This is a genomic window from Kribbella steppae (assembly GCF_004342025.1).
Taxonomy (GTDB): domain Bacteria; phylum Actinomycetota; class Actinomycetes; order Propionibacteriales; family Kribbellaceae; genus Kribbella; species Kribbella steppae.
In genome coordinates, this window is record NZ_SLWN01000019.1 from 105,685 (window position 1) to 121,201 (window position 15,517).

The 15,517-nt window shown below is 69.8% G+C and carries 15 protein-coding genes; 9 read left to right on the forward strand and 6 right to left on the reverse strand.

What is annotated here, in order from left to right; all coding sequences use genetic code 11:
- The first annotated feature begins 3 nt into the window (after nt 1-3).
- Complete coding sequence (locus EV652_RS39080; protein ID WP_132215109.1) at nt 4-363, forward strand: hypothetical protein; 360 nt, start codon at nt 4-6, stop codon at nt 361-363.
- Here EV652_RS39080 and EV652_RS39085 read toward each other — a convergent pair.
- Together EV652_RS39085 and EV652_RS39090 are read right to left on the reverse strand one after the other, a co-directional pair.
- Complete coding sequence (locus tag EV652_RS39085) at nt 360-1,139, reverse strand: SDR family NAD(P)-dependent oxidoreductase (RefSeq protein ID WP_132215111.1); 780 nt, start codon at nt 1,137-1,139, stop codon at nt 360-362. The genes EV652_RS39080 and EV652_RS39085 overlap by 4 nt on opposite strands.
- A 1-nt stretch (nt 1,140) precedes the next feature.
- Nucleotides 1,141-1,821 (reverse strand): TIGR03089 family protein, encoded by a 681-nt coding sequence (locus EV652_RS39090; RefSeq protein ID WP_132215113.1) that lies wholly within the window; start codon nt 1,819-1,821, stop codon nt 1,141-1,143.
- Nucleotides 1,822-1,888: 67 nt separating this feature from the next.
- Here EV652_RS39090 and tatA point away from each other — a divergent pair, with 67 nt between their 5' ends.
- A complete protein-coding gene (gene tatA / locus EV652_RS46075) occupies nt 1,889-2,155 on the forward strand; it encodes a twin-arginine translocase TatA/TatE family subunit (RefSeq protein WP_132215115.1) in 267 nt (88 codons plus the stop codon).
- On the opposite strand, the gene EV652_RS39100 is transcribed toward tatA, so the two are convergent.
- Nucleotides 2,087-3,010, reverse strand: a complete 924-nt coding sequence (locus EV652_RS39100) for a LysR family transcriptional regulator (RefSeq protein ID WP_132215117.1) — start codon at nt 3,008-3,010, stop codon at nt 2,087-2,089. The genes tatA and EV652_RS39100 overlap by 69 nt on opposite strands.
- Nucleotides 3,011-3,081: 71 nt before the next feature.
- On the opposite strand from EV652_RS39100, the gene EV652_RS39105 reads away from it, so the two are divergent.
- From EV652_RS39105 to EV652_RS39125, 5 genes are all read left to right on the forward strand, one after another.
- Complete coding sequence (locus EV652_RS39105) at nt 3,082-3,903, forward strand: SDR family NAD(P)-dependent oxidoreductase (protein WP_132215119.1); 822 nt, start codon at nt 3,082-3,084, stop codon at nt 3,901-3,903.
- 52 nt (nt 3,904-3,955) lie between these two features.
- Nucleotides 3,956-5,293, forward strand: a complete 1,338-nt coding sequence (locus EV652_RS39110; protein ID WP_132215121.1) for a hemolysin family protein — start codon at nt 3,956-3,958, stop codon at nt 5,291-5,293.
- Complete coding sequence (locus EV652_RS39115; RefSeq protein ID WP_132215123.1) at nt 5,290-6,360, forward strand: hemolysin family protein; 1,071 nt, start codon at nt 5,290-5,292, stop codon at nt 6,358-6,360. Before EV652_RS39110 ends, EV652_RS39115 begins: the two co-directional genes overlap by 4 nt.
- 147 nt (nt 6,361-6,507) lie before the next feature.
- Nucleotides 6,508-7,680, forward strand: a complete 1,173-nt coding sequence (locus EV652_RS39120) for an NAD(+)/NADH kinase (RefSeq protein ID WP_132215125.1) — start codon at nt 6,508-6,510, stop codon at nt 7,678-7,680.
- A gap of 11 nt (nt 7,681-7,691) precedes the next feature.
- Nucleotides 7,692-8,789: a mannose-1-phosphate guanylyltransferase gene (locus tag EV652_RS39125; protein ID WP_132215127.1), complete on the forward strand. Its 1,098-nt coding sequence runs from the start codon at nt 7,692-7,694 to the stop codon at nt 8,787-8,789.
- A gap of 1,864 nt (nt 8,790-10,653) precedes the next feature.
- On the opposite strand, the gene EV652_RS39130 is transcribed toward EV652_RS39125, so the two are convergent.
- The 3 genes from EV652_RS39130 to cofD form a co-directional block, all read right to left on the reverse strand.
- Nucleotides 10,654-11,334, reverse strand: a complete 681-nt coding sequence (locus EV652_RS39130; RefSeq protein WP_242002277.1) for a thioredoxin-like domain-containing protein — start codon at nt 11,332-11,334, stop codon at nt 10,654-10,656.
- 125 nt (nt 11,335-11,459) lie between these two features.
- The gene (locus EV652_RS39135) at nt 11,460-12,434 is read right to left on the reverse strand and encodes a coenzyme F420-0:L-glutamate ligase (RefSeq protein ID WP_132215131.1); all 975 of its coding nucleotides are present in this window, start codon (nt 12,432-12,434) and stop codon (nt 11,460-11,462) included.
- On the reverse strand, nt 12,431-13,408 hold the full coding sequence (cofD, locus tag EV652_RS39140; protein WP_132215133.1) for a 2-phospho-L-lactate transferase: 978 nt from the start codon (nt 13,406-13,408) through the stop codon (nt 12,431-12,433). The genes EV652_RS39135 and cofD overlap by 4 nt, the downstream gene beginning before the upstream one ends.
- Nucleotides 13,409-13,522: 114 nt before the next feature.
- On the opposite strand from cofD, the gene EV652_RS39145 reads away from it, so the two are divergent.
- Both EV652_RS39145 and EV652_RS39150 read left to right on the forward strand, forming a co-directional pair.
- Nucleotides 13,523-14,764: a hypothetical protein gene (locus EV652_RS39145; RefSeq protein WP_132215135.1), complete on the forward strand. Its 1,242-nt coding sequence runs from the start codon at nt 13,523-13,525 to the stop codon at nt 14,762-14,764.
- 374 nt (nt 14,765-15,138) lie between these two features.
- Nucleotides 15,139-15,390: a WhiB family transcriptional regulator gene (locus EV652_RS39150; RefSeq protein WP_020389877.1), complete on the forward strand. Its 252-nt coding sequence runs from the start codon at nt 15,139-15,141 to the stop codon at nt 15,388-15,390.
- The last annotated feature ends 127 nt before the right edge of the window (nt 15,391-15,517 follow it).

A 15,517-nucleotide genomic window follows, 5' to 3' on the forward strand; every position in this document is an offset into this window, starting at 1 on the left:
CCTATGACTGCCGAGCCTGGCAACCCGGGCGGATGGGCTCCCCCGGGAGCGCCCGACGCTCCGGTGGCGTGCCCGTGTGGGCTGCCCGTTCGCCAGCCGTGGCGGACGCGGGACGCGCTCTGGAGTCCGGCGTCATTCCTCGGCGGGCTGATCTGGCTCGCGCTCGGAGTCGGCTCGGTCATCGGTGGCTGGACGACCTTCGGCCTGATCCTGCTCGGAGTCCTGGCGGCGCTGACCCTGGGATCTCTTGTGCTGCAGGCGATCCGCCGTCATCGCGGCGGATGCCTGCTCGGTCGCGCGGGCTGGTTCGGCCTTGCTGTTCCCGGGTTGCCGCTCCGCGTGACCTTCTGGTTCAGCTTCTAGTACTCCTTACGGAAGTGGCCTGACGGCGACAGGTCGAACATGCCCGGGCCGGTGAGGACGCCGCCTTCGACCGGGAGGGTGTGGCCGGTGATCCAGGAGGCGTCGTCCGAGGCGAGGAACGCGACCGCGGCCGCGATGTCCTCGGGTTCGCCCACGCGGCCGAGTGGATACATCTTGCTGAACGTCTCGAGGGTGTCCGGCTGGTTGTCCCAGTTGGGGGTCCGGATGGTGCCCGGCGCGACCACATTGAAGCGGACGCCCAGCCCGCCGTACCGGGCCGCGTAGTTCACTGTCATCGCGATCTGGCCGGCCTTCGCCGCGGCGTACTCGATGTTGCCGAAAGCAGCGATGCCGTTCACCGAGCTGATCGTGACCACGTTGCCGCGGGTCTTCACCAGGTGGGGGAGCGCCGCCTGGATGCAGCGCGCCGCACCGACCAGGGTGAGATCCAGTTGCTTGTGCCAGTCCTCGGTGGTCGTGTCCTCGGGCACCGACGTCACGATGCAGCCGCCGGCGTTGTTCACCACCACATCCAGCCGGCCGAATCGCTCGACCGCGGCCGCGACCGCCGCGTCCACGTCGTCGCGGTTCGTCACGTCGACCCGGAGGCCGATCGCCTGCTCGCCGAGTTCCTTGGCGACCTCGGCGACCTTCTCCTCCTGGAGATCCGTCAGCACCACCGAGCCGCCCTCGGCCGCGATCCGCCGCGCCACCGCGGCACCGATCCCTTGCGCCGCCGCCGTGATCAGTGCAACTCGCCCCTCGAACCGCTTCACGTCAGTCCTCCACCACTCGATCGACCTTTTCGTCCGACAACCGCCGCTCCAGCTTCGACGCGTCCAGGTTGCGGCAGAGCACGATCGAACCACCTCCGGCGATCACCCCGACCAGCAGGCCGACGCCTTCGGGGCTGACCAGGTCACGCGTGACCAGGATCCGGTCCGCGACCGGTTCCGCCGTACTGATCAGGTCGTCGTGCGTCCGGTCGTCGTACGCCGGTGACGTCGGCGAGGGCGGATCGAACGGGACGAACACGTCCGGGTGGTTGTAGACCTCGGCGCCGTAGTCGTGGATGCCGTCCGGGAGCGGCTCGCGGAATCGGCCGCCGAGCGGCAGCAGCGCCGATGCGACGGTCTCCCGCTCGCCGCGGATCGCGAAATCCGGCCCGGTGATCGCGAGCGCGCCGGTGCCGCTGGTGAGCGAGGCGCCGGCCGACCAGGCCGAAAGCGCCCAGACGACGCCGAGCCAGTGCGGCGGGAGGCCGATCGCGACCGTCTCGCCGGACTCCAGGTCGTACTCGTCGACCAGCAGGTTGGCCGTCTTGGCGACCCAGTTCGCGGTGGTGACGGCGCTCAACTCGATCCGCTCACCGGTCGCGTCGTCGTAGTAGGTCAGGAAGGGAGCGCCACCGTCCCGGCGGACCGCGGCGGCGAAAAGTTCCGGCAGAACTCGTGACATATGGCCCACCCTACGGTTCGCCGGCCGACATACCGTGGCGGGGGATTTCCCTGGAAAGAGGACTGTCATGGTGCCACTGCTCGAGTTGCCGCAAGGCGGCGAATGGATCGTCATCCTGGTCATCGTGGTGTTGCTGTTCGGGGCGAAGAAGCTGCCCGAGCTCAGCCGGAACGCCGCCCGGGCCATGGTCGAGTTCAAGAAGGCCACCAGCGAGACCGAGGCGCCGGCGGTCGCGGCGACCGGACCGGCTCCCGCGGCCCAGGGCTCAATCGGGCCCGCCGACCTCGAGAGTGGCGGCGCGCAGGGCGTCGGCGAGGAGCGCCGCGGCGTCTGACTGCCGGCCGGGCAGCCGGGCCAGGATGGTCCGGCGTAGTTCTGCCGGTCCGCCGCGGACAGCGAGTACGCGGACGCCGGGTGGTGCGGCCGAGGCCATCGACGCGGAGATCGTGGTCAATCCCGCACCGGCAGCGACCAAGTGAAGTTTCGCCAGCCAGTCGCGGACGGTGTGGGCGATCTCCGGGCGTTCGTCGAGCCCCGGCCACACACCCATCAGGAACTCCTCGCCGGATAGCGGCCCGGCGATCCATCGCCGGCCGCGCAGCTCGGACACGTCCACCGAGTCGTGCGCGGCGAGCGGATGACCGGCCGGTATCGCCAGCCGCAGGCTCCGCTCCGACAGCGTCTCCAGGTTCAGCGCGGGCGTCTCGGCATCCGGCGGCCGGAACGGCGGCGCCGAGGCCAGCAACGCCAGGTCCACGGTTCCCGCCCGCAGCGCCCGCACCAAGGCCGGCGTCGAACCCTCCCGCGTCGTCACAGCGACCGCCGGGTGCGTCCGCCGCAGCGCGCTGATTGCCTGCGGCAACACCACTGCACCCGCGCTCGGGAACCAACCGAGCCGCACGGTCCCGCCCGTCACGGGCAGCCCGGCCAGCTCACGTGCGGTCGCGTCGATCTGATCCAAGACACCGGCGGCGTTCCGCAGTACCACCTGGCCTGCAGCCGTCAGCCGCACGCCTTCCCGTCGGCGTTCGAGCAACGGCGCACCCGCCGCCCGCTCGAGTGAGGCGATCTGCCGGGAGACCGCCGACTGCGTGTACCCGAGTGCCGTCGCCGCCGACGTGAACGTCCCGCGCTCCGCGACCTCGCGGAACACCCGCAACGCGACCAGGGAGACATCGGTGAAGTCCATGACGTTTACGCATACTACGTGTGCGAAAGTCTCGTTGGAGTCATGGGTGTTGCGAAACCTACAGTGGCCGCATGACAGCACCTCGCATCGCTCTCGTCACCGGCGCCAACCAAGGCATCGGCTTCGCCTTCGGCCAGGAGCTCGCCGCCCGGATGGACGCCGGCGACCTGGTACTCCTCACCGGCAGAGATCCCCGGCGGGTGTCGGACGCCGTCACCCGGATCGACGGCGTTGCCCGGGTCGAGGGGCGGGTGCTCGACGTGACCGACCAGGAAGCGGTCGCTGGACTCGCCGACGAACTGGGGGCGGTCGACATCGTGATCTCCAATGCGATCGGGCCGTTGGTGCCGGAGCGTCCCCAGAGCGAGCAGGTGGACGTGTTCGTGGATGTCGCCAATCGCGGCGCGCAGTACGTGCTGCGGTCGTTCGGGCCGATCGTCGAGCCCGGCGGCCGGCTGATCGTGGTGGCGAGTTCGCTGGGGACGCTCGATCACCTGCCCGAGCAGTTGTGGTCCCGGTTCGACGGCGTGACGTTGGCGGAGGTCGAGCAGGCCGTCGAGGACTGGCTCCGCTCGGTTCACGACGGTACGGCGGGGGAGCAGGGTTGGCCGGAGTGGATCAACCTGCCGTCGAAGGTCGCTCAGGTCGCGGCAGTACGGGCCGTCGCCGCAGTCCGCCGTACCGCGGATCTGGCCAACGGCACGTTGGTCGCGGCGGTCTGCCCGGGGCTGGTCGACACGCGCGCGTCGCGACCGTGGTTCGAGGACTTCAGCCAGGCGAAGTCGCCGGCCGAGGCGGTCACCCCGGTGGTGGACGTGATCCTGGCCGACCGCGTCGATCCGGCGATGTACGGCGAGTTGATCCGGGACGGCAAGGTCCTCCCCTGGAAGTAGCCGGTCCCTCCCCGCAGTACTCCAATCCCTGGAGTTCTCCTAGAGTCGGTGCATGCTGATTCTGGCCGGCCTGGGCCTCATCCTGGTGCTGACCATCGCCACCGGCTACTTCGTCGCGCAGGAGTTCTCGTACGTCGCGGTCGACCGCCACCGGCTGCACAAGCTGGCCGACGGTGGTAACGCAGCGGCCGCGCGAGCCCTGAAGGTGACGGCGCGGCTCTCGTTCGTGCTGTCCGGCGCGCAACTCGGGATCACCATCACCGCACTCCTGGCCGGGTACGTCGCCGAGCCCTACCTCGGTGAGGGCCTGGCCCGCGTCCTCGGCTCGGCCGGCGTACCGGACGCGGTCAGCCTGTCGATCGCCGTCGTCCTGGCGTTGCTCGCGGCAACGATCATCCAGATGGTACTGGGCGAGCTGGCACCGAAGAACCTGGCGATCGCGAAGGCCGAGGCGATCGCGCTGGGCCTGTCCCGGTCCACGCTGATGTACCTGGCTGTCGCGGGACCGCTGATCCGGGTCTTCGACACGGCCTCGAACCGGATTCTGCGCCGGGTCGGCATCGAGCCGGTCGAGGAGCTTCCGCAGGGTGCCACCGCACAGGAGCTGGACCGCATCATCCTCAGCTCGTACGAGCAGGGGCTGCTGGACGAGGACACCATGCGGCTGCTCGACCGCGGTCTCGACTTCCGCGGCCGGATCGCCGGCGAGGCGATGCGCCCGCGCCCGGAGGTGGTCACCGTGCACCAGGACGACCCACTGACCCGGGTGGTCGAACTGCAGGACACCGGGCACAGCCGGTTCCCGGTCATCGCCGACTCGGTCGACGAGGTGGTCGGGGTGGTCGCGATCGGCGATGTGGTCGAGGTCGAACCGGCCGACCGGAGCCACGTCACCGCGGGTTCGCTCGCCTCGCCGCCGGTCGTCGTACCGTTCACGCTGCCGCTGCCCGTCGTACTGGAACGGCTGCGGTCGGCGCATCGTCAGCTCGCGATCGTGGTGGACGAGTACGGCGGGTTCGCCGGGATCGTGACGCTGGAGGACATCGCCGAAGAACTGGTCGGCGAGATCCGCGACGAGGACGATCTGCCGGAGACGGGGCTGGTCCAGGGCACGGACGGGTCGTGGGTGGTGCCGGCGCGGTGGCGGCTCGACGAGGTCGCGGAGGCCACCGGCATCAACCTGCCGGAGGGTGACGACTACGAGACGGTGTCCGGCCTGATCATGGCTGAGCTCGGCCGGATCCCGGTGGTCGGTGACGATGTCATGGTGGAACTGCCCCGGCGGTTCGATCACGACGGCCGGCCGATCCCGCCCGAGGTCGTCCAGTTGACGGTCCAGACCATCGAGCGGCATGTGCCGGGGATCGTCGTGATGGAGCGGGTGACATGAGTACGGCGCTCGCCCTGCTCATCTCCGTGCTGCTGCTGATCCTGAACGGGTTCTTCGTCGCCGCGGAGTTCGCCCTGGTGGCGTCGAAGCGGCACCGGCTCGAGGAGGCCGCCGCGTCCGGCAGCCGATCCGCGCGGGCCGCGATCGCCGGAGTGAGCGAGTTGTCACTGATGCTCGCCGGCGCCCAGCTCGGCATCACCCTGTGCACCCTCGGCCTCGGATCGCTGGCCGAACCAGCGGTCGCCCACCTCCTGCATCCGCTCTTCGCGCTGATCGGCCTGCCGGAAGGCCTCGGCCATGTGATCGCGCTGATCATCGCCGTCGCCGGTATCGGCCTGCTGCACGTCCTGCTCGGCGAGATGGCCCCGAAGTCCTGGGCGATCAGCAACCCCGAGCGGTCCGCCCAGCTGCTCGCCCTACCGTTCCGCGGTTTCACCTTCGTCTTCCGCCCGCTGCTCCTCGTCCTCAACTGGCTCGCCAACCTCTGCGTCCGCGCGCTGAAGGTCACCCCGCAGAACGAGCTGGCCAGCGCCCACGGTCCCGACGAACTCCGTCTGCTGATCGAGTCGTCCCGCCGGCACGGCACCCTCGAAGCGGCCGAACACGATCTGCTCACCGCGATGCTCGCCCTGCAGAACACCACCGTCGTCCAGGTGATGACGCCGATCTCGCAACTCAGCACGGTCCCGGCCACAGCCTCGGCCCGCGAGGTCGAGCTCACCAGCCGCCGCGAAGGCCGCTCCCGCCTGGCAGTCGTCAGCACCGGTACGACGATCTGCGGCATCGTCCACGTCCGTGACGCGGCCCGCGCGACCACGGGCGGCGGTACGACGCTCCGCGCCTCCGACCTGATGACCGCTCCGCTGCAGCTGCCCGCCGACACCCCGGTCGCGACGGCGATCCGGACGATGCGCGATCACCGTTCCCAGTTGGCCGTCGTACAGGCGGATGATCAACCGCTCGGGGTGGTCGCGCTGGAGGATCTGCTGGAGGAGGTGATCGGGGAGTTCGACGACGAGACGGACCCGATCATCAGCGCCGCGCGGGGAGAATCACCGGAGCAGTAGTCTCCGGACGCGACCGGTTGCCGAGGGCAATCAAGTGGACGTGCAGATGCCGTGATCGGAACAGATCACCGAGCGGCCACAGGTGAGTGTCAGTCCTTCGGGCGGTTGGCTACCTTTGAGGCAGTAATCGTCCGGAGGAGGACTGTCGTGCCTGTACGCCGGCTTGGGCTAGTTGTTCACGAGGGGCGTCCGCTGGCCGTGCAGACGGCCGGGACCGTGCGGGAGTGGGCGGACCGGCACGGGATCGGGTGCACCGATATCGACGTCTGGAAGGCGCACGAGGACCGCCGCGGCGGCAGGGACGAGTTGCACCACGCCGGCGACCCGGATCTGGTCGTGACACTGGGCGGTGACGGGACGTTCCTGCGCGGTGCCCGGATCGCGGCCAAGAACAACGCCGCCGTACTCGGGGTGGACCTCGGCAAGGTCGGCTTCCTGACCGAGGTGGCGTGCCGGGACGTGGAGGCTGCGCTCGAGGCGGTGCACCACGGCGGGGCCAGCTTCGAGGAGCGGATGACGCTGACCATGCGCGCGTCCCGTCCGCTGGAGATTCCGGCCGGGATCGAGTCGCTGCTGCGGTACGGGCACGGGCCCGCGCTGCCGCCGCCGGCGGTCCGCCCGGAGAGCACCGAGGGCGACGGCTGGGGTGTCGCGCTGGACGTGACGGCGTTGAACGACGTCGTACTGGAGAAGCTGGCCCGGGATCACCAGGTGGCGCTTGGTGTGTACCTGTCCGGGCGGCTATTGGCGTCGTACTCGGCTGACGCTGTGATCGTGGCGACGCCGACCGGCTCGACGGCGTACAGCTTCGCGGCCGGCGGCCCGATCCTGTCGCCGAACGCCGAGGCGATCGTGTTCACCCCGGTCGCACCGCATATGACCTTCAACCGCTCCGTCGTCGCGGCGCCGGACGAGTCGATCGGGCTGCGCGTGCTACCGCACTCGGGACAGGCCGCGGTCAGCATCGACGGGCAGTTGCGCGGCGTCCTCGACCCCGGCGACTGGATCGGCGTCTACGGAGCGCCCCGCCGGCTGCGCCTGGTTCGATTGCGGCCCGCCGATTTCTACGGCCGGGTGCGCGATCGCTTCCGCCTGACCGACGCGCCCGCAACCGCCCAGGACGGCGAATCCGACGCCTTCTGGCGGCCCACCACCCCGGTCCCGCCGGACCTGGCCCACCTCCGCCTACCTCCACCACCCGACGCCCCGCTTCCGCGGCTACCTGACGACGTCCAGCCTTCCACACCGCCTGACGAGGCACCGCTTCCCCGGCTACCTGACGACGTCCGGCCTGCCCCACCGCCTGACGAGGCCCGGTAAGGTCTCTCCTCATGCGAAACGTGGTGATCCTGGCCGGAGGTTCGGGGACGCGGCTGTGGCCGATGTCGAGGGACGACAGGCCGAAGCAGGTGCTACCGCTGGCAGCCGGGCAGTCGCTGCTGCGGGTGGCGTACAACCGGCTGCGCGGCCTGGTCGAGCCCGAGAACATCTACGTGTGCACGGTCGGTGCGTACACCGAGGTGGTCCGCAAGGAGCTGCCGGAGCTCGGCGAGCACAACATCATCGGTGAGCCCGCCCGCCGCGACACCGCGAATGCGGTCGGCCTGGCCTCCGCAGTGGTGGCCCGCAACGACCCCGACGCCGTGGTGGCCTTTGTCGGGTCGGATCACCTGATCAGCCCGGAGGACGAGTTCCGGGCCGCGATCGAGAGCGGTTTCGACGTGGTCGAGCAGCGGGCCCGGTCGCTGGTGACGTTCGGGATCGAGCCGACGCATCCGCACACCGGCCTCGGGTACATCGAACGCGGCGAGGCCATCGAAGGGACCAGGGCGTTCGTCGTCGACCGCTTCCGCGAGAAGCCGGACCGCGCCACCGCCGAGGAGTACCTGGCCACCGGGCGGTTCTGGTGGAACTCCGGGATGTTCGTCTGGCGCGCCGAAACCGTGCTCAGCGTCCTCGACGAACTGCTGCCCGAGTCCGCCTCACAACTGCGCCAGGTCGCGTCCGTCTGGGACACCCCTTCGCGTGATGCGACGCTGGCGGAGATCTATCCGAACCTGCGCAAGATCAGCGTCGACTACGCGGTCATGGAGCCGGCCTCACAGGGCAAGGTCGACGCCGACGTGGTCGTCGTACCCATGCCGGTGCACTGGCTCGACGTCGGATCCTGGGCCGCCCTGGCCGGCACGTACCACGTCGATGCCCGCGGCAACCGTACCGACGGCACCACCCTGAGCTGCCTGCTCGACTCCCACGACAACATCATCGTCACCGACGACCCCGACCACCTGATCGCCACCGTAGGACTCCGCAGCCACATCATCGTCCACACCCAAGACGTCACCATGGTCTGCCCCCTATCCGACGGCGAACGAGTGAAGGACCTAGTAGCCCAAGTCCAGGAAGACCACGCCGAGCGCTACATCTAACGCCCCCCACCCGAGGCGGCATCCGCCTAACGACACCGCCCGAGGCGGCGTCCGCCAAACGAGACCGCCCGAGGCGGCGTCCGCCTAACGAGACCGCCCGAGGCGGCGTCCGCCTAACGAGACCGCCCGAGGCGGCGTCCGCCTAACGACACCGCCCGAGGCGGCGTCCGCCTAACGACACCGCCCGAGGCGGCGTCCGCCTAACGACACCGCCCGAGGCGGCCTCCGCCTAACGACACCGCCCGAGGCGGCCTCCGCCTAACGACACCGCCCGAGGCGGCGTCCGCCTAACGACACCGCCCGAGGCGGCGTCCGCCAAACGACACCGCGTCTGCCGAACGACACCGTCGCCGGCGGCGACTGCTCCATCGCCGCCTTCGGCGGGTCGCCCAGCCGGCGACCGCGTGCGGGTGATCGGCGAGCGAGCTGTGGATGTTGTGCGTCTGTCGCGCTCCTGGAGGGCCAGTGCAGGGTCGCGTGCTCGAGTAGGACGACTGTGGTGGCGCGCGTTGGGCGGGGACTGTCGTGGCGTGCGGCCCGGGAAGGCGACTGTGGTGGCGCGCGTTGGGCGGGGACTGTCGTGGCGTGCGGCCCGGGAAGGCGACTGTGGTGGCGCGGCTCCGGGCTGCGTGAGTGTGCTGGTCGTGGTGGTGTGCGTCAAGTGCGCCTTCGGCGTCCGCTTCGCGGATCTTCGACACTTGACCCACACCACCACGACCAGGAAGGGCGCAGCTATCCCGGAGCAGCTCACCCAAGTGGTCGCGTGCCCAGAGTGGACGCGGTTGCCCGGTGTAGTCCGCCCGGCCAACGCAAGCCAAACGCGCAGCGCCGAACGGCCAGCCCACGACCTTCGCCCGGAACCCGCGATCCACACCCACGGCCGACCATTTCAGGGGTTAACCCCTCAGGTTGGGGGTTGCCCACCGAGATTCTGAGTGGGCAACCCACAACCTCGGTGGTTAACCCCCGAAATCTCGGCGGGAGCGGCGGGCCAGAGCGGGCGGCGGAGCGGGAGCGGGGGCGGCTCGGCGATCGGCCGGTTGCTCAGCGCGGCTGCGGCGGCTTGGCGGTCGGTTGGTTGTTCGGGGCGGGCTCGTCGATCGCGCGTTCGTCGAGCGGCGTGCGTCGTCGGCGCTCGAGCTCGCGACCCTGGACGGACATCACTCGCGGGTGCGGCTTGTTCCCCGCCGCGGCGGCGGTCCCGCCTGGTGCTCAACGCAAGCAGTCGCGGCCGACCATTTGAGGGGTTAACCCCTCGGGTTGTGGGTTGCCTACTGAGAATCTCGGGGGGCAACCCACAACCTCGGGGGTTAACCACCGAAATTTCGGCGGGGCCGGGCGGGCCGGGGCAGGGCGGAGGCGGGTGAGCCGGGCGGGGCGGGGGCGGGTGAGGCGGGGGCGGGTGAGCCGGGCAGGGCGGGGGCGGGTGGGGGCGCGGTGACTGGCGGCTTGCTCGGGGTGGGGGCGCGGTCGACCCCCGACCACCGGTCGGTCGTGCAAGCGGATGTGGCGGCGTCGCGTGAGACCGAGCGGGGCCGCCGGGTGTGGTGTTCGGCTGTCGCGGTGGTGGTTCGGTGGTGATTGGGTTGGGGGATATGTAGGCGAGGGAGAACGCGGAGGGTTGAACAGGTTGTGGGGGGATGGCACAGGGAATTGCCTGTGCGAGTGCCCCGGTTGTTGTTCAAGCCCGGGCGATTGATCGGCCGGCTCGAGGGTGCAGTTTGTTCGACCGTCACAGGAGGTTGTGTCATGGGCGGGCGGACCGTCGGCGGGGGGCGGTGTGCCCCAGCAGAGTCATGGAATGGCGAACGCCCCCGGCGCCTGGGGCGCTGGGGGCGAACTGGGTGGATGGTGGGCCGGGGGGTTAGCCGCCGTTGGGTTCTTGGGCGTCGGCGGCGGGGTATTTGTCCATGAACTGCTGGAGGGCTTCGCCGCTGACGGAGCCGCAGAACTGGCGGTGGCCGAAGGCGGTGGTGGCGCCGGCGGCGTTGCCGCTCCAGTGGGAGAAGGCGACGTTCTTGCCGTCCGGCCAGGGCTTGCCCTCGGACTCCTTGAAGGGTGCCGCGATGAACTTGCCGGTCGAGCTGTCCGGGAGTTTCGCCTTGGAGATCTTCTCGATCAGGTCGATCTGGTCCTTGGCCAGGGTGTCGCGGTACCACAGGATCGTGTAGCCGTGCTCGAGGTTGTGCACCAGGTTCGGCACCGCGGGCCGGTCGTCGACGGTGTAGAACTTCTTCCCGAACGGCGCCCAGACGGGGTAGTGCGGGCCGGACGACGGCGGCGAGACCGGGTAGGCGATGACCTCACCCTCGGGCTTGTGGTCCTGGGTGCCGGAGGCGGGGTCGTCGATGACCTTGTCGCAGGAGGCGGATCCGACGGCCACGCCGAGTTCGGTGATCGCCTGGTTCCTCGTCCGGGAGTCCTGGATCAGCCGGATCGCCGGGTAGGCGATGATGGCCAACCCGACCACGATCGACGCGACCACGATGAGCAGCGTCCGGTTGCGGTCGGCCTTCGCCTGGTCCCGCTGCATCTTCTCGATCATCTGGCGGCGCGACTGCTTCTGCGACGACGCTTTACCCACAGTGTTGGTCTTCCCGGATCGGGGCGGCCAAGGCGCCGCCGTGCGGATGCAGTGTACGCATCGAGCCTGAGAGGTTGCCTAGAAAACTACTTCGACCGTGAGCCGAACGTGACCGTGGCCTCACTGCCAGGTCCGCTCCGGACATCGACGCCGTACCCCTCCGCATGGAGCAGTACGGCGAGCCGCTCGGCGATCACGCCTACCGCGACGGGTTCGTCCCCGAAGACCGTGACAGCGTTGTCAAGCAGCTCGACGTGAATGTCCTCTACCTCGTCCAGCAGTCCGTCCCACAGCGACGGATCCACCTCGCGCGGCCCGTCCGGAGCCTTGCGCTCCAGTACGGCGGCCCGCGCGGCCTCACGCGTCCCGAGGCTGAACATGTCGAACTCGGCGTCCCGTACCAGCGCCCGCGCGCCCGGACCGTGTTCCCCGACGGGGAGTACGACGTCCTGCAGCCCCCGCAGTACGGCGACCGGCACGCCATCCGCCTTGCCCTTGACCAACTCGCTCGCGCTCGCGATCTCGTCGGCCAGTGCGGGCTCGGTCACTGCGAGGACGTTGCCGTGGCTGTCCGTCGTACCGCGGAGGTCGTCCACCACGCGGACCCCGGCGGCGCCGATGGCCAGGTCGGTCTGGCCGTTTCGCCACGGGCGGCCGAGGGTGTCGGTGATGACGACGCCGACGTTGACGTCGTAACGCTCCTTCAACGCGGTCCGCAAACCTCGTGCGGAGAGATCGGGATCGACCGGGAGCAGCAGGACCGTGCCGGGCGCGGTGTTGGACGTGTCGGTGCCGGCGGCTGCCATCACCAGGCCGTGCCGGGTCTGCACGATGCGGGTCTCGCCGCGCTGGGCGACGACCCGGACGAGCTCGGCGTCGATGGCCTCGTCGCGGGTCCCGGTGGTCAGCCGGCCCTCGGCCTTGCTGACGATCTTCGACGTGACCGAGACGACGTCGCCGTCGCGCAGGTCGGCCTCGTCGCCGATCAGAGCCGCCAGGTCGGCGCCGGCCGCGACCTCGGGCAGGCCCGTGACCGGGTAGATCTCCAGGTGCTTCCTCATCGCCGGACTGCCTCCGCGAGGTTCAGCGCCGCATCGGCCATGGCGGCGGTCTTGGTCTCGTCCGTCATCCACAACGGCACGGCCTGGACGTGAATTCCGGCTCCGGCGATCGAATCCTGCTGGGCGTAGTCCGAGGTGTCGATCAGCCAGCCGTCCAGTACGCCGCCGGACGCGCGCGAGCCGTAGTACCGGGCCACGGCCGAGGCGGTGGAGGCGACACCGACGGTGGCCAGCACCTTGTCGGCCATCCCGCGGACCGGAGCGGAGCCGATGATCGGCGACAGCCCGATGACCGGCGCGGACGTCTCCCGGACCGCCTCGCGGATCCCGGGTACGCCGAGGATGGTGTTGATCGAGACCACCGGGTTCGACGGCGGCAGGATCAGCGCGTCACAGTCCGCGATCGCTTCCAGTACGCCGGGCGCGGGCTTGGCCTTGTCCTGGCCGACCGCGACGATCTGGTGCGCCTGAATCTCGGCGTGCCAGCGGACCCAGTACTCCTGGAAGTGGATCGCCTTGCGCCGGCCGGGCTTGTCCGGGTCGTCGACCACCACGTGCGTCTCGACCCGGTCGTCGCTCATCGGGAGCAGCCGCACCGGCAGCTTCCAGCGCGCGCACAGCGCCTCGGTGACCGCGGTCAGCCCGTAGCCGGCGTCGAGCATCTGGGTACGGACCAGGTGGGTAGCCACGTCCCGGTCGCCGAGACCGAACCAGGTCGGCTCCACGCCGTACGCGGCGAGCTCCTCCTTGATCACCCAGGTCTCGTCCTCCCGGCCCCAGCCGCGCTCGGCCGAGATGCCGCCGCCCAGGGTGTACATCACCGTGTCGAGATCCGGACACACCCGCAGTCCGAACAGGGTGATGTCGTCCGCGGTGTTCCCCACCACGGTGATCTCGGCGTCCGGCTTGGCCTTGAGCAGCCCGCGGAGGAAGGTGGAACCGCCGATGCCACCGGCGAGCACTGTCAATCGCATGGGAAGAGTCTGCACGAGTCGTCAATGCGTCGGACCACCGCACGACTATGCTGCGGTGGGTCATAACCAACCGCACAGCTGTTTGTACGGCCCCCAACATCCCGAGGAGCCCTCGTGGTCACCGACGCAACCAAGAAGCTCAGAGAGCCGGTCGCGTATATCCTGCTCGCTTACGCCGGCCTGATCGCGCTGGCGTCGCTGATTCGCCTGTTCGTCGGCGGTGCCGGTTTCACCGCGGCCGCCGGAGGCGTGCAGGGCACGCTCACTCCGCCCGGACTCACCGCGCTGGTGATCCTTGTCTCGCTGACCGGCTCGGTCTGGCTCGTGAACGAACTCGGCGAACGCACGCCCAACGCGCGGATCGTCACCCTCGCCTCGCTGGTCATCACCGGCGTGGTCCTGCTGCTCGGCCTGATCACGGCGTTCGCCGGGTTCGCCGAGACCAGCACCGCCGGTCTCAAGATCGTCAGCTTCATCTATTCCCTCGGCGGCCTCGCGCTGTACGGCGCTGCCGGGCTCTACATCTTCAAGACCTTCCAGGCCCTGCCTGCGCCGGTTCGCGCGCCGAAGCAGGGTCAGTTCGCCCCGCAGGGTCAGTACGGCGGCCAGCAGCAGTACGGCCAGCAGGCGCCGTACGGGCAGCAGCAGGGCGGCTATGGCCAGCAGCAGGGCCAGTACGGGCAGTACGGCCAGGAGCAGGGCCAGGGCCAGTACGGCGCTTATGGCGCAGCTGCAGCTGGTGGAGCCGCCGCTGGCGCTGCCGGTGGTTACGTCGCGGGGCAGGGCGAGCAGCAGTGGCCGCAGGAGCAGGGCTGGAACCAGGGCGAGCAGCAGAACTGGTCGGCCGGTGAGGCCGAGGCCCAGCAGCAGCCGGCCGGCGGTGAGCAGGCGTGGTCCCCTGAGGGCCAGCACGCAGAGCCGACCCAGGCGTGGAGCGCCGAAGGCCAGCAGCAGTGGTCCGGTCAGGAGCAGGCCCAGCAGTGGCCGCAGGAGCAGCAGCAGTGGGGCGGCGGCGACGCCGGCCAGCAGCAGTGGACCGGTCAGGACTACCCGCAGCAGGAATGGCCGGTGCAGCAGCCGGAGCAGGCCCAGCCGGAGCAGCAGCCAGAGGCCCCGCAGGCCTGGTCCGCCCAGCCGGAGCAGGCGCAGCCGGAAGCCCAGCCGGCCTGGCAGCAGAGCGAGCAGGCCTGGCCGGCCGCCGAGGAGACCCCGGCCGCCGAGCCGGAGGCGCAGCCCCAGGCATCCGAGGCGGCCGACGAAACCCGCGTGGATCCGCGAGTTTCCGAGTCCGACAAGGACGAGGAGGAGCAGCAGCAGGGCCAGGGTCAGCAGGGCTGGTGGTCGCAGCCGTCCTGATCCGGCACCTGCCTGATCACGCCGCCCGGCGCGGCGGACGGTCCGATTCGCCTGCCTGACAAGGCAGCAAGCCCTTACCGAACCTGCGTGGTGAACATTTTTCCACCGGTTCGCGGGGCACCACATGGAAGCGAGAGGCCTGTGTACGCAGGCCTCTCGTTCTTTTGCAGCCGTGTTGCGGATGATGCCAATAGCAGACCACGGCTTGACTTTCGTGGATTGCAGGAATGTAATTTCAACCGTGTCGTTCGTTGGACACTCGGTATCGGGGACCGTTGCAGAGCGCAGGACGGACGAGGTCAGGCATGTGGACCGCAAACCCACATGTACAGGGGAACGAACAGGGTCGAGGAGGTCGTACCGTGACAGAGCTGATGGCGATTGTCGACGGTGAGGCGATCGAGGAGGAGCCGAACTGGCAGGAAAGGGCGCTGTGCGCCCAGACCGACCCAGAGGCTTTCTTCCCGGAGAAGGGCGGATCCACCCGCGAGGCGAAGAAGGTCTGCCTCGGCTGTGACGTGCGGGGCGAGTGCCTCGAGTACGCGCTGCAAAACGACGAGCGCTTCGGGATCTGGGGCGGTCTGTCGGAGCGGGAGCGCCGCAAGCTGAAGAAAAAGGCCGTCTGAGGCCCGGCTGATCGTTCGGTGTGGTGCCCTGCCACCCCGCCGCGATCGGCAAGTAGAGGGACAACTTGAGAAGAATCACCCGCGGAGGCCCCGGCTCGACATTCGTCGCCGGGGCCCGCGGCTGTCC

Coding starts and splice junctions, on each gene's coding strand:
- EV652_RS39080 (WP_132215109.1), top strand. CDS start 4: ATGACTGCCGAGCCTGGCAACCCGGGCGGATGGGCTCCCCCGGGAGCG.
- EV652_RS39090 (WP_132215113.1), bottom strand. CDS start 1,821: ATGTCACGAGTTCTGCCGGAACTTTTCGCCGCCGCGGTCCGCCGGGAC.
- tatA (WP_132215115.1), top strand. CDS start 1,889: ATGGTGCCACTGCTCGAGTTGCCGCAAGGCGGCGAATGGATCGTCATC.
- EV652_RS39100 (WP_132215117.1), bottom strand. CDS start 3,010: ATGGACTTCACCGATGTCTCCCTGGTCGCGTTGCGGGTGTTCCGCGAG.
- EV652_RS39105 (WP_132215119.1), top strand. CDS start 3,082: ATGACAGCACCTCGCATCGCTCTCGTCACCGGCGCCAACCAAGGCATC.
- EV652_RS39110 (WP_132215121.1), top strand. CDS start 3,956: ATGCTGATTCTGGCCGGCCTGGGCCTCATCCTGGTGCTGACCATCGCC.
- EV652_RS39115 (WP_132215123.1), top strand. CDS start 5,290: ATGAGTACGGCGCTCGCCCTGCTCATCTCCGTGCTGCTGCTGATCCTG.
- EV652_RS39125 (WP_132215127.1), top strand. CDS start 7,692: ATGCGAAACGTGGTGATCCTGGCCGGAGGTTCGGGGACGCGGCTGTGG.
- EV652_RS39130 (WP_242002277.1), bottom strand. CDS start 11,334: ATGATCGAGAAGATGCAGCGGGACCAGGCGAAGGCCGACCGCAACCGG.
- EV652_RS39135 (WP_132215131.1), bottom strand. CDS start 12,434: ATGAGGAAGCACCTGGAGATCTACCCGGTCACGGGCCTGCCCGAGGTC.
- cofD (WP_132215133.1), bottom strand. CDS start 13,408: ATGCGATTGACAGTGCTCGCCGGTGGCATCGGCGGTTCCACCTTCCTC.
- EV652_RS39150 (WP_020389877.1), top strand. CDS start 15,139: ATGGCGATTGTCGACGGTGAGGCGATCGAGGAGGAGCCGAACTGGCAG.